Raw genomic sequence first — 13,179 nt, 5'->3', positions numbered from 1 at the left:
AAGGTCCACTTCACACCCACGTCGGCGTCATGGATGAACCTGGTCGAGGTCTGGTTCTCCATCATCGAACGCCAAGCCATCCACCGCGGAACCTTCCGCTCCGTCCGCGACCTGATCACCAAGATCCACCAATTCATCACCGGCTGGAACGACCGCTGCCACCCCTTCGTCTGGACCAAGACCGCCGACCAGATCCTCACCAAAACGAACCGTCAAAAGATCTCAACCACGGGGTACTAGTTCTATACGTTGAAGTCATGGACTGACCACCTCATGCTGACCCAGTACGCCGGCATCGCAGCGAACGTCATCGGTCGCCGCTTGTTCGACCTGACCAAGGGCTGGAACGGCAAGCCCGCCGCCGGCCAGCACATGTTCGTGGTCACCCACGAGCCGCCGACGGATTGGTGGTACGCCGGCACGGCGCCATTCTCTGGCCGAGTCTCGCCTGAACGGCCGCGTGTTGGGTTGAACCTCGCGGGGCCAGGTAGCGGCCAGGGCTGGGTCGGCTCCGGCTTCCAGGGCGGCGCGATGGCTGGCTCACGTCCCCCGCACAAGCGCCTTCATGGGTTCTTCCGCAAAGGAATCTCGGTGTGCCATCGACGGACCTTCGCCGGCGTCACTTCCCACCGCAATCCATGTCCGAGCTTGACTAACAAAATCTCGAAGTTCACGCATTTAAGGTGACCGCAAGAAGGTCGGCCGCTCCCGCCACCAATCAGCGAGGGCTTGTTGACGACACCACCATGGTGAGGGCGAAGGTGCCGTTGCTGTCCTCCATTTCCTGAGCGTTAACATTGAAACTTGATTGCGCCTCGATCACGATCGAGCCCTGAGAGCTGGATATGTACGCGAACCCGCCCCTAGTCGAACTTGTCGACATCTGGAAGAACTTCGGCGCGGTTCAGGCGCTACGAGGCGTCAGCTTGAACGTCAGGCCCGGCGAGACCCACGCACTCGTTGGTGACAACGGTGCTGGCAAGACGGTCCTGATGAAGATCTTGGCCGGTGTTTATCAGCCGGATGCCGGAACGATCGTTGTCGATGGTTCGGTGAGGCACTTCTCGTCGCCCCGTGAGTCTCGTCAACATGGGATCGAGATGATCTATCAGGACTTTGCGCTGGCCGACAACCTCGACGTTCGGTCCAACATCTTCCTCGGGCGGGAGGTGCGAAGGAGAACAATCGGCAAGCTTCTTCGCATTCTAGACCGCCCATACATGGACAAGGAGGCATGTCGGGTCCTGGCATCGCTCGACGTCGAACTGGATCCGCGCCTCAAGGTCAGCCACCTCTCTGGCGGTCAACGTCAAGTTGTCGCCATCGGGCGTGCGCTTGCCTTCAACGCCAGGCTCGTGATCATGGATGAGCCAACAGCGAACTTGGCCGTCGGAAAGGTCAAGAAGCTGTTCGAATTGACCAGACGGCTACACGATCTAGGAATTGCAGTGATCGTCGTGTCCCACAGGATAGACGAGACCTTATGTGTAGCTGATCGCCTCACCGTCCTTCGCCAAGGTCGAGTAATCGGGCGATTTCGATCGGGCCAGCTGTCCGAGGCACGAATCAGCCATCTCATCTCCAGCGGCCTGTCGGACCTCGGCGGGTGACGGTACGGCTTATGACCCGGACCGGCTTGCGCGAGTTCCTGGATTCGAGGCGCACCAGCCGCCCGGCCCGTCTGCGGCTGCGAATCAAGAACCTGGCCGGCGACTACGGCACCTTTGGACCGCTGTTCGTCCTGATCCTGGCGATCGCCGCCTTCTCGGTGGTGAACCCACGCTTTCTGTCGGCCTCGAACCTGTCGCTGGTGCTGGGTCAGGTGACGGTGATCGCGGTGTTGGCTCTCGGTCAGACCTTGATCATCCTGACCGCCGGTATCGATCTGTCGGTAGGTGGAATCGCGGTCTTTTCGTCGATCCTGATGGCGAATCTTGCCGTCGGGGCCGGGCTGCCGGGTGGGCTCGCACTGGTCGTCGGATTCGCCCTCGGCGCCGCCATGGGTGCGTTGAACGGTGCGCTGGTCACAAAGATTGGACTGCCGCCGTTCATCGTGACCCTGGGGACGCTGAGCATCTTCTTCTCCCTCAATTTCGTCGTGTCCGAAGGCGCGACGGTTCGGGGCGCCGACATGCCGCCGATCATGAGCTGGACCGGAATCACCTTCGCTGTCGGCGATTTCCGGATCACGTACGGCTCCATCATCATGCTGGCATTGTTCGCGTACTTTGCGTACGCCCTCGGTCAGACGTCCTGGGGCAAACACATCTATGCCTCTGGAGACAACGATGAGGCAGCGCGTTTGGTGGGGATTCGCACGGGTCGGGTGTTGTTCTCGGTCTACACTGTGGCAGGGCTGCTGTATGCCATCGGAGCGTGGATCCTGATTGGAAGGCTGGCCTCGGCGAGTCCGAACATCGGCGTCGAGTACGCCCTCGACTCGATCACCGCGGTTGTCCTGGGTGGCACCAGCCTTTTCGGTGGCCGTGGTGGTGTGCTCGGCACGTTGGTCGGAGCCTTGATCGTCGGTGTGTTTCGGAACGGACTGCAGATCTCCGGTGTCCAGGTGGTCTGGCAGGGCTTCGCGATCGGCCTCATGGTGCTCGTCGGTGTCGCCGTCGACCAGTGGATCAGGAAGGTGAGGGCGTAGTGACCTGTCAGCCCCAGCAGTTTTGCTTGCCCCAGGCCGAGCCCTTAGACGTAAGGCCGTCCTGAGGCTCGTCGGTGATGAGTTTGGTGCCGGTGTTGACGAAGGCCTTGCGCTCGGTCACAGCCGGCTTGGTGCCGTTCTTGGCGAACTCGGCGAGCGCCTCCACACCGAGTGTGGCCATCTTCAGTGGGAACTGCATGGAGGTGGCGCCGATGATGCCCGCCTCGACGTTGTCCACGCCAGGACAGCCGCCATCGACGGAGACGATGGTGACGTCCTTCTCCCTGTCCGCGGCCTTGAGCGCTTGGTACGCACCAGCGGCGGCCGGCTCGTTGATCGTGTAGACAAGGTTGATCGAGGGATCCTTCTGTAGCAGGTTCTCCATCGCCGTGCGGCCGCCTTCCTCCGCGCCGTCAGTGACGTCGTGCCCGACAATCCTCGGGTCGTCCTCGTCACCGATCCTGGTCTTGTCCTCGACGTCGATTCCGAATCCCTCCAGAAATCCCTGGTCGCGCTGGACGTCAACGGAGACCTGATTGGGATTGAGGTCCAGCATGGCAATCCTCGCCTGCCTGCCCTCATTGTCGAACTTCGCCCTCGCCCATTGACCAATGAGCGAGCCGGCCTTGTAGTTGTCGGTCGCGAACGTTGCGTCAACGGCGTCGGCTGGGTCTGTCGGAGTGTCGAGGGCGATGACGAGCAGGCCCTGCTGGCGAGCCCTGTCGATGGCCGGAACGATCGCCTTGGAGTCGTTCGGCGTGATCAGAAATCCCTTGGCACCGGCCGAGATGAGGTTCTCGATCGCCTGAACCTGGCTCTCGTTGTCGCCATCCTGGCGGCCGGCGAATGTCTGCAGGGTGACTCCCTGCTCCCGTGCAGCCCTCTGAGCGCCCTGCTTCATCTGGACGAAGAACGGATTGGTGTCGGTCTTGGTGATCAGGCCGATGATGACCTCGTCGTCCGAGCCGCGTCCGTCATTGGCGCCACAAGCCCCCAGGGTCAAAATGGTCGAGAACGCCAGGATGGCGGAAACCACCAGCGCCGCGATTGTCGCGCCTCGCCACCGCTTCCTGTTCTTACCGTTGCGTGTTCGGCGCATCAGACCCCCCGCGCATCTCACCTTGGCTTCGACGACTGACCCGCCACAGGTGACAAGGGCGCCATGCAGGTATCGACGACGTCCTCACGCTTCACTATCGCACGCCACATCCAACGGCCCTTCCACTACTGGCACCAGATAGGACGATAGTCGTTGAGCTATCCGGAAAGTGCCCAGTCCTCGCAAACTCTGCAGGCGATCTTCACCCAACGCGAATCGGCGGGTGGCGGTACGAAATCAGACTCGATGGACACCGGGGTTTATAGAATTCGCGACCGTAACGAGATCCGAATAACATGAATGAAGCCCATCGCATCCGCGGGCGGAGGGGTCCGGCAACCTTCTCGCGCTCTCAGCCGAGGGCGGCGAGGCCACGCTCGATCGCCTCGATCAGCCGGGGGCGCAGCTCGTTCGCCCCGATCACCGCGTCGACCGAGCCGACGTCCACGGCCCGCTGGATGCTGTGCACCCGGTCGAATCCCGCCGCGACCTCGCCGAGTTTCTCTGCCCGGACCGCCGTACGCACCTCGACCAGCTCGGTGGCCAGCGCGGCCCGCTCCGCCCCGCTCGCCTCGGCCACCCGCTTGGCCAGCGTCGAAACGCGGGGGTCGGCCGACGTACGTGCGTCCACCTCACCGGCGAACACCACCGCGGCCGCCGGCGCACCGCCGATCACGGACGCGAACGAACCCTCCACCGCCAGAACCGTGATGCGTGCGTTCAGCGCCTTGGAGAAGACCACGAACGCCCCACCGTGGTAGCGCGACACCACGCAGAACACGATCGGGCCGTCGAAGTTGACGATCGCGCGGCCGATCTCCGCGCCGTACTCGAGCTGAAGGTTCCGCATGGAGTCCGGTGAGCCGTCGAAGCCGGACAGGTTCGCCAGCACGACCAGCGGCCGGTTTCCGCTCGCCGCGTTGATCGCTCTGGCCACCTTCTTCGACGAGCGCGGGAACAGCGTGCCCGAGGTGTAGGTGTCCGGGCCGTCGGTGGGTGGGAAACCCCGGCGCGGTACGGATTTGGACTCGATTCCGAGCAGACAGACCGGGTATCCGCCGAGTCTCGCGTCCTGGACGACGGCGGTGTCCGCGTCGGCCATCCCGGCCCAGCGCTCCAGCACCGGGTGGTCCTGGTCGGTCACGGACCGCATCATCGTGCGGATGTCGAAGGGCTTCTTGCGATCCGGGTTCGTCGCGGCGGAGAAGATGTCGCCGACGGTGTGGAAATCACTGCCCGGTGCGTTGTGCGGGTAGGTCGTGACGTCCCGGTCGAGCGGATCGGTCGTCTCTGCCCGCCGCGGCTCGGACTCACCCGGGACGACGTACGTGTGGTCGTAGTGCGCCATCAGCACGTCCCGGGCACTCTTCAGGTCCGGGGCCCAGTACTGCGCCTGCCCGTTCGGGCCCATCACCCTGTCGTAGCCCCCGATGCCGAAGTTGTCCTCGGCGGAGACGCCGCCGGAGAAGTCCAACGACTGCTTGCCGGTGAGCACCATCGCGCTGTCCGGCGTCATCACCAGGATGCCCTTGGTGTGCATCAACATCGTCGCCTCGGCGTTCCAGTACGGCTGCGCGCCGACGTTGATGCCGGCGACGACGACGTTGATCTCGCCTCCTGCCTGGGTGAACTCGACGATCCGTTTCAGCGCCCTGGCGATCCAGTCCATGTTCTCGGTGCCGGAGTCCATCGAGATCCGGGCGCCGGCGGACAGCGCGAACCAGTCGACCGGCACACGCATCCGTTCGGCCAGGTCGAGTGCCGCGATGATCCGCGAGCACTCCGCCTCCGCCACCGCGCCGAGCGCCTTCGTCGGGTCGCCGCTCAGCACCACGCGGGTGATGCCCTCCGGGTAGCGCAGGGTCGGCGTACTGACCACTCCGGCGATCAGCCCCGCCTTGTTGAGACCGCGCGGCCGGTCGACTGGTACGAGCGTTCCAGCGTCGTCCAGGTCGTACTCGATGACCGAGCCGCCAGGACCGGCGATCATGTCGGTCAGCTCGTACGGATAGACCATGTTGCGGCGACGCGAGCGCAGCACCTTCTGGGCGTAGTCGTCGAGCGGCTTGAGCGGCTCGGTCGCGGGTGCCTCGACAGAGGTGACAACGCCGGCACCCGGCTGGTAGGAGAACCGTGCGACGACCGGCGCCGCGGCACCGTCCGGCGCCCTGACCCGTCCCTCTGCCCGCACTTCCTCGATGCCAGCACCGGCGGTGAGCGGCGTGATGTTGGCCTGCAGAGCGGTCAGTTCGTCGACCTGGGCGTCGACGATCGGCCAGATGTGCACCCAGACGTGGTTCATGTCCAGGCGTGCGCCGGCCGTACCGCGCGCGCTGCGCGCCCGGCGAATCCCCTCCAGACAGTTCGCGATCGCCCGCTCCACGTGCGGTAGGGAGGTCACCTGGCCGTCGTCGTCCCGGACGACGGCGAACTGGCGAACCTGGGCGAGCGCGACCAGCCGCTGGTCGGCGTCGTTCTCCCGCGCCACGCAGTGGTAGAGCAGCACGTCCTCGGGTGCGTCCAGCCGGGTGATCCGGAAGTCGCGGAGTCGCCACAGGTTCAGCCGCCGCCCCACCATGGGGTGGACGCCACGGATGTTGTCGTCTTCGGCGACCGAGGTGCCGGCCGGCCGGTAGGTGAAGTACTCCACCGGCTGGTGGCCGCTCCGTGCGATGGCGAGGGTGACCCGGCGCACCCGCCGGGCGACCGGCAAAGCGGCGACGAGGCCGCGGAACACCTCCGAGGCGTCCTGCGGCCCCTCCGGAGTGTCCGGCCCGAAGAGGTACAGGTCGGCCACCGCCTCGTGCCCGGGCGGTCGGGCAGCGATCTGCGCGGTGAGGGCGCGGACCAGGCCGCTGTCCGGATCGGCGAGCTCGTCGATCGTGCCGACCGTGCTGACCAGGTGGGTCGGCCTGTCATCGACCGAGTAGTCGGCCGTCGCGAAGGGTCGTCCATCGACGGCGGACTCGCCCAGGTCGTGCAACTCGTACTCGCGGTAGTGACGGCGGATCAGCACCTCGAGCATCGGCTCGCGCTCGGTGCTCATGGACGCATTCCCCACCCCAGTCGGCTCCTCGCTCGTCCCTCGCTCGCTCGCCGAGCCGCTCGGACTCCAGCCCCGCTCCAGCCGTTGCGCCAGGAACCGGGCGATCTGCTCCGGGATGGCAGCGAGCGCCTCGATCCGCTGCCGGCGGTCCGGCGCATCCGGATTCGCCGCGAGCGACGCGACCTCGGTGCCGACGCCGGCCAGCACCTCGGCCCTCGCCTCGTCCACCAACGGCTGGTCGAACCAGCGGAAGCGAACGCTGCGGGCCAGGTCGCCGACGACGGGGAAGCGCAGCTGGGTGGCGAGCACCAGACGGTCCAGCACGTCGTGTACCGCCTCGTCCAGCGGCGCGGCTGGCCGAGGTTGGGCGATCCAGCACTGCAGCAACGCGGTGACCAACAGCACGTCCGGGATCGACCGCTGCTGCGCGAGGAAGATGCGGAACACCGCCTCCTCCAACTCGGCGCTGCGTTCCAGATCGGAGACGCCGTAGTGGCCGAGCACCCGGGCGAGTCGGATACGGAACTCCTCCGGCAGGCCGCCGCGCTCGGGATCAAGGCTCTGCAGGTAGGTGTGGAAATGCTCGCGGGGACTGTGCACCCGGTTCTCGGTGTTGATCTCCTCACCTGCGGGTCGGTTGCGGCTCAGCTCGGCGAAGTCGGAGAACACCTGCAGCAGCTCGATCTCCGCCGGCACCGGAGCCCCACCCGCGGCCGCCAACTCGGCCCGGGCCTCCAGGTAGCCGGACAGCATCTCGCCCTCGTCCCGAGGGTCGATGTCGAAACCGAGCAACATGCTGCGCAGATCGTCCAGACCGCGCTCGGCCCGCTCCGACGCGGACTGGTCCCGAGCGCCGTCCGGCAGGTCGACCCCGACCCCGCTGTCCGCCGTGGCGTCGGCCTCCTCGCTCCCCTCGGCGACCGGCTCCAGGCGCACCAGCGGGGCGCTGGTCTCCACCTGACTGCCGGTGGAGACCAACAGCTCGCGCACCGTGGCCTTGAACGGCGCATACAGCACCGTCTCCATCTTCATGCTCTCCAGCACGAGCACCGGCGCACCGGCGTCCACCACGCTGCCCGGTTGCACGGGCGTCGCGACCACCAGGGCCGGCGCGGGCGAGCGCATGACCCCACCCTCGTCACGACTCACCCGGTGGGTGACGCCGTCCACCTCGACCAGGTGGACCGGACCGTGCGTGGCGGTGACCAGCCGGAAGCGCTGGCCGCCGATGACCAGCTGACCGGTGTAGCTGCCCAGCCGCTCCAGCTCGCCGTAGACCACACGCAGGTCGTCACCGCTTCCGACGCCGACCCTGTACCGGCCAGGGCCGATCCGCGCGACCGTCACCCGGTACCGGACCCCGCGCAGTTTGAGGTCGATCGCCCGGCCCACCTGGTGCTGCACCTGCGGCCTGCCACCGTGCGCGGTCTCCAGCAGCCGAAGCCGCTCGACCCGCTCGGCGTCCTCGTACCCCTCGATCGCTGCCGCGACCAGCGCGACGCCGGAGTGCCGGTGCGAGACGAGTCGACCCTCACGACGGACCCGGTCGATCCAGCCGGTGTCCGCGCTGGCGTCGATCACCTCAGGTTGGTCCAGCAGTTCGAGGAGGAAGCTCTTGTTGGTGACGCCGCCCTCGATGATCACCGTGGTCGCCGCGACCGCCCGTCGCATCCGGGCGAACGACTCCTCCCGGGTCCGGCCGTACGTGATGATCTTCGCGATCATCGGGTCGAAGTCGGCCGGGATGGTGTCGCCCTCACTGACGCCGGTGTCGACCCGCACACCGGGCCCGGCCGGCAGGTCGAGCAGCACGATCCGGCCAGGCGACGGGGCGAAGTCGCGATCCGGGTCTTCCGCGTACAGCCGGGCCTCGACGGCGTGCCCGGTCTCGGTCGGCCTGTCGCCTTCCAGCCGGCCGCCGGCGGCTATGCGCAGCTGCGCCTTCACCAGGTCGAGGTCGATGGTCATCTCGGTGATCGGGTGCTCCACCTGCAGCCGGGTGTTCACCTCGAGGAAGGCGAAGGCCCTGTCGCCCGGGTGGTACAAGAACTCGACTGTTCCGGCGCCGCAGTAGCCGACCGCCAGCGCGAGCCGCTCGGCCGAGGTCTTGAGCTCCTCGATCTGCGCCGCGGACAGCAAGGGGCAGGCGGACTCCTCGATCACCTTCTGGTTCCTGCGCTGCACCGAGCAGTCCCGCACACCGACCGCCCAGGCGCTGCCCTGACCGTCGCCGAGCACCTGCACCTCCACGTGGCGGGCACCGGTCACCAGCCGCTCGAGATACACCACGCCGCTGCCGAAGGCGCGCGTCGCCTCGTCACGGGTGCGGTCGTAGAACTCCTTGAGCTCGTCGGCCGATGTGATCAGGCGGATGCCACGGCCACCGCCGCCCGCGGCCGCCTTGAGCATCACGGGGTAGCCGATCTTCTCGGCCGCCGCGAGCGCGGCGTCCAGCGACTCGACCGGGCCTCCGCTCCACTGTGCGACCGATACCCCGGCCTCCTCCGCGAGGAGCTTGGAGCCGATCTTGTCGCCCAGCTTCCTCATCGCCTCCGGCGACGGCCCGATGAACGTCACGTCGAGCCGGTCGCACAGTTCAGCGAACGCCGGATCCTCGGCGACGAAGCCCCAACCGACCCATGCGGCGTCCGCCTTCGTCTCGCGCAGCGCGCGTTCGAGCACCGCGTGGTCGAGGTACGGTCGCGCCGAGGCGGGCCCCAGCGAGTAGGCGAGGTCGGCCTCCCGCACGAATGTCGCCCTCCGCTCGCCGTCGGTGTGGAGGGCGACCGTCTCGATCGGCCCGCCGCCCTCGGCGTTGAGCTCTCGGACGGCGTTGATCAGCCGCATTGCGGCCTCGCCCCGATTCACCACTGCGATACGCCTGAACACCCGACCGGCCTCCTGACTCCACCGAGCACGCCGCGGCGCCGGATCGCCGCCACCACGGGCACAGGCTTTCAGCCCGCGAGCATTACCGTCGAGTCAACCCCCCGGTCGCGGCCACGATGATCATGGAGATCTGGCGGAGCGGAGACGTTCGGCCGTGATGCAGGCGCGGGCCAGGCCGGCCCGGATGTCGGGGCCCTGGAAGCCGCATTTCACGACATAGAGCTGAACGACGTTCACGAATGCGATGCCGACGATATAGACCATCGTGTCCCGGGCGGCGCCCACGACGAGCAGCCCGGCGATGATCCAGAGTGTCAGCGCGTAGAACGTGTTGCCCGGAATCCACGAGGCGTACGTAGCGATGCCCGACACCCGTCGCGGCACGGTGGAGAGCCCGTGCTCTCGGCCCCGGGACAGGGCGGTCCGCGCGAACTGTGAGCTGGCCCAGTTCGCGAGCGTCACGAGGGACATCGCGGCCGCGACGAAGAGCGGCCACCACCGTGGCTGGACGAGGAACGGCGGCAGGATCGTCACGAGCGGAAGGACCGTCCAGCTGCGCATCGCCAACTCCGCAAGGATCGCCTGGACCGTCAGCGAACCCGACCGCCACCCGGTCACCAGCGGGGTGACTCCCGCGAACAGGCTCTGGTAGTACTTCACGCCCACCAGCGTGAAGCTGAGCCCGAGCACCCCGAGCCAGACGCTTCCCACGCCCCGCGGTAGCGCGTAGTCGTCGGCGCGCAGCTGGTCGAGCAGTGGAAGCTCGTCCGAGGAGGTGCCGAGCAGCTTCTGCAGCACGACGATGATCTGGTTGTCCCAGTCCAGTCCGGTGCCACGCAGCGTCCACATGAGGACGACCGCCGACGTGATCGCGCAACATGCCGCCGACATCGTCGACCAGCCGAGCAGCCAGCGCACCCGCATGTTGCGGGTCGGGTCGCGGTAGAGGCTCTGCCGCCGCCGAACCAGCCAGAGCCGGCGCTGCCGGCTGAGCGCACCCGACAGCGGCTGGAACACGCCCGCGATCTCGTGCCACCACAGGGAGTTCCGGGCCCCGCCCTGTTCGGCACGTTCGGCCCAGACCGCCTCGAGTTCCTCACCGAAGTAGTCGCGCAGGTCGTCATAGATCGACGTCGACTCCTCGCCACGTGTGCCGAAGATGAGCAGCCGCCGCCCGGGATCGCGGTCGGTGAGGTCCTCGATGAACCGGGCGATCAAGGGTGCCTCGGCGTAGAAGATCCCGGGAACAGTTCCGTCGAGCTCGAGCCGGCCAGCCCCCAACAGGATCAGCAGCTGGCCGAACGAGAAAAGGTCGGATGGGAGGTAGCCGGCGGCATCGGCCTTGCCGTCGGCCGCACCGGACCGGATCTCGGGCGCCACGTACGCCGCGTCCACGCCGACGTGCCCCGGCATGTTGTGCAGGTAGAGGTAGTTGACCCCGAGGTCGATCAGCTTGAGAGTTTCCCGGTCCTCGTTCGGGTCGGGCACAACGATGATGTTCGAGGGCGAGAGGTCGCAGTGGTGCAGGCCGCAGCGTTCGAGCTCTGCCAGGGCGAGAAACAACTCCTGCCCGAACCTCTCGACGAGGTCCAGTCGCAGACGTGGATGCACCGGTGCCGCCCCATCGCCGGTCGCATCGGTGGGAAAGAACGCATCGAGCACGCCCGGCCGGCGCTGCTCGGCCTCGGCTTCGAGGCGCTCGGCGAGCGTCTGGCCTGGTACGAAGTCCATCAGGATCCAGCTCGTCGTACTCGCCCAGACCCACACCAGGTGGTCCACCTCGGTGTTCGGCAACGCGTAGGTCTCGGCGTAGGCCTCCGTCGCGCGGCCAAGCGTGGGAATCCTCAGGAAGGGATGGATGATGCACTTGAGGGCGAAGGGCCTCAGCTGTCCATGGGCACGGCGAACTGGTGTCCCGGTGAGGATGAACGACGTTGTGCCATGCCGGTGGAACGCGAGCGTGGAGAAGTCGAGGTCCTCCCATTCGCGGTCTGCTGCCTGGTCCGACCCCTCAGCGGGCGCGTAGAGCGTCCGCAGCGCCTCCCGCACCGCCGGCTCGCATACGAGGGCCCGACAGATGCGGTCGCAGTCGTGGGCCGGGGTCCCATGCAGACGTTCGCTCATGTCATGGTCGAGGGACCGGCGTTGCTCGGAATGCCGCAGCGACACCAGCGTGAGGAGGAGGACACCCAGATAGCCGGAGAGGCTTCCCGCCGCGGACTCGTCCGGCGCCGGCTCTTCCTCCGCACGGCGCGCCAGGCACCACGCTTCGAGATCCGCGATCGCGGTGTCCCAGGACGACTCGTACTGTGCCGCGAACGTTCCGCTGTCCATGGGCAGGTCGCGCAGGAGTGTGCGCCAGTGGTCGACGGTCCACTCCGTCAACGGATGGCCTTGCTGGAGTTTCCCGCCGGGCGACGCGACGGCCTCCACCGCCGCCAGCACAGTCCGGACGTCGGGGGTCATGAGCGCTCCCCGCGGTTGACCCGCGTGAACCTCGGCACCGTCCGGAAAGCCCCCGCACGCAGGGCGTCCACGTCGCCGTGGTCGAGAACGCAGTGTGCCAGTTCGTACGCTGATCGCGCGGCGACAATGAGTCGACCCGGATCCTGCTCCAGCGGCCGGATCGGCAGCGCGTCGGGGAGGGGCGCGATGTCCAGGATGTGCGGCGGACCATTCGCCGTGCGGCTCGCCACCGACAGCCGGGCACGGTCGCGCTGGTAGCCCCGGATGGCGAGGTGGTACGCCTTGCTCAGTCCGGGCCGGATCCTGTCCAGGTGCCAGCCACTCACGAGCTGGACGAGCGAGGGGGTCACCCGTCCAGGGCCGAGCGGGCGGGTGCTGAGGGACAGGATGTGCGTACAGCCGTCGTCCTCGGCCAGCCGGACCGGATGGGTGGTGAGGATGGCACCGTCGATCGCCCGCTGGCCGTGGAACTCGGCCGTCCCGCGCACGGCGACCGGCAGCCACGCACTGGCCCGCAGCGCGAGCAGCAGGTCTTCTGCCGAGCTGAACGACGAGACGGTGTGGGTCCGGATCTCGTCCACGAGCGAGATCGCCACGTGCAAAGGGATCTCGGAGCGCAGGACCGCATCGGCGTCGAGCGGGCGGAGCTTCCCGACCACCTCGTCGAAGGCGTAGTCGAGGTCGACGATGTTGCCGGAGAACCCGCGCCGGAGGTCGATGAAGTGCCCGGTGGTCAGGTCGTCCCAGTAGATCGGGAGCTGCCGCCAGCTGTCGCCGGCGTAGGAGTACGCACCGTTCAGTGCACCCGAGGACGAACCGTAGATCGCGTCGAAGGTGTCGTGCAGGCCGAGGTCGTCGAGCGCGGTCAGCATCGCGCCGGAGATGACACCGCGCATGCCGCCGCCCTGGATCGCCAGGCCGACCTTGTGCGGGTCCTCCCGGCGGCCCGGGCGGTCCTTGCGCGACCGGCGTGCGTCGAGGACCCGCAGCACGGGATGGTCAGGCGTCCAGTACTTCCCACCCATGGTG

At 67.3% G+C, this 13,179-nt stretch carries 7 protein-coding genes and 1 pseudogene; 4 read left to right on the top strand and 4 right to left on the bottom strand.

What is annotated here, in order from left to right; all coding sequences use genetic code 11:
- The 4 genes and pseudogenes from ABN028_RS32470 to ABN028_RS32455 all read left to right on the top strand — a co-directional run.
- A pseudogene (locus ABN028_RS32470) lies at positions 1–240 on the top strand (IS630 family transposase); the annotation flags it as partial.
- A gap of 33 nt (positions 241–273) precedes the next feature.
- Entirely contained in the window at positions 274–687 is a 414-nt protein-coding gene (locus tag ABN028_RS32465; protein ID WP_349699254.1) for a hypothetical protein, read from the top strand.
- 158 nt (positions 688–845) lie between these two features.
- On the top strand, positions 846–1,610 hold the full coding sequence (locus ABN028_RS32460; RefSeq protein WP_349328509.1) for an ATP-binding cassette domain-containing protein: 765 nt from the start codon (positions 846–848) through the stop codon (positions 1,608–1,610).
- 11 nt (positions 1,611–1,621) lie between these two features.
- Positions 1,622–2,650 carry an ABC transporter permease gene (locus ABN028_RS32455; RefSeq protein WP_349328508.1) on the top strand — a complete coding sequence of 343 codons (1,029 nt, stop codon included), beginning with the start codon at positions 1,622–1,624 and terminating at the stop codon, positions 2,648–2,650.
- 7 nt (positions 2,651–2,657) lie between these two features.
- Here ABN028_RS32455 and ABN028_RS32450 read toward each other — a convergent pair whose 3' ends face one another.
- The 4 genes from ABN028_RS32450 to ABN028_RS32435 all read right to left on the bottom strand — a co-directional run bounded on the left by ABN028_RS32450 (position 2,658) and on the right by ABN028_RS32435 (position 13,175).
- Positions 2,658–3,686 carry a sugar ABC transporter substrate-binding protein gene (locus tag ABN028_RS32450; RefSeq protein ID WP_349699253.1) on the bottom strand — a complete coding sequence of 343 codons (1,029 nt, stop codon included), beginning with the start codon at positions 3,684–3,686 and terminating at the stop codon, positions 2,658–2,660.
- A 415-nt stretch (positions 3,687–4,101) separates the two neighbouring features.
- Positions 4,102–9,684, bottom strand: a complete 5,583-nt coding sequence (locus ABN028_RS32445; protein WP_349699252.1) for an ATP-binding protein — start codon at positions 9,682–9,684, stop codon at positions 4,102–4,104.
- A 120-nt stretch (positions 9,685–9,804) separates the two neighbouring features.
- The gene (locus ABN028_RS32440) at positions 9,805–12,150 is read right to left on the bottom strand and encodes a protein kinase family protein (protein WP_349699251.1); all 2,346 of its coding nucleotides are present in this window, start codon (positions 12,148–12,150) and stop codon (positions 9,805–9,807) included.
- Positions 12,147–13,175, bottom strand: coding sequence for a patatin-like phospholipase family protein (locus ABN028_RS32435; RefSeq protein ID WP_349699250.1), 1,029 nt, complete (start codon positions 13,173–13,175; stop codon positions 12,147–12,149). Before ABN028_RS32435 ends, ABN028_RS32440 begins: the two co-directional genes overlap by 4 nt.
- Positions 13,176–13,179: the final 4 nt, after the last annotated feature.

Source organism: Actinopolymorpha sp. B17G11 (genome assembly GCF_040196095.1).
Taxonomy (GTDB): Bacteria; Actinomycetota; Actinomycetes; order Propionibacteriales; family Actinopolymorphaceae; genus Thermasporomyces.
The sequence above is the reverse complement of the archived record's forward strand: the minus strand, read 5'-3'. Positions and strand labels throughout refer to the sequence as shown.

Excerpts from the sequence above, each read along its gene's own strand:
- ABN028_RS32440 (WP_349699251.1), bottom strand. The coding sequence starts at position 12,150 with ATGACCCCCGACGTCCGGACTGTGCTGGCGGCGGTGGAGGCCGTCGCG.
- ABN028_RS32455 (WP_349328508.1), top strand. The coding sequence starts at position 1,622 with ATGACCCGGACCGGCTTGCGCGAGTTCCTGGATTCGAGGCGCACCAGC.
- ABN028_RS32435 (WP_349699250.1), bottom strand. The coding sequence starts at position 13,175 with ATGGGTGGGAAGTACTGGACGCCTGACCATCCCGTGCTGCGGGTCCTC.
- ABN028_RS32460 (WP_349328509.1), top strand. The coding sequence starts at position 846 with ATGTACGCGAACCCGCCCCTAGTCGAACTTGTCGACATCTGGAAGAAC.
- ABN028_RS32465 (WP_349699254.1), top strand. The coding sequence starts at position 274 with ATGCTGACCCAGTACGCCGGCATCGCAGCGAACGTCATCGGTCGCCGC.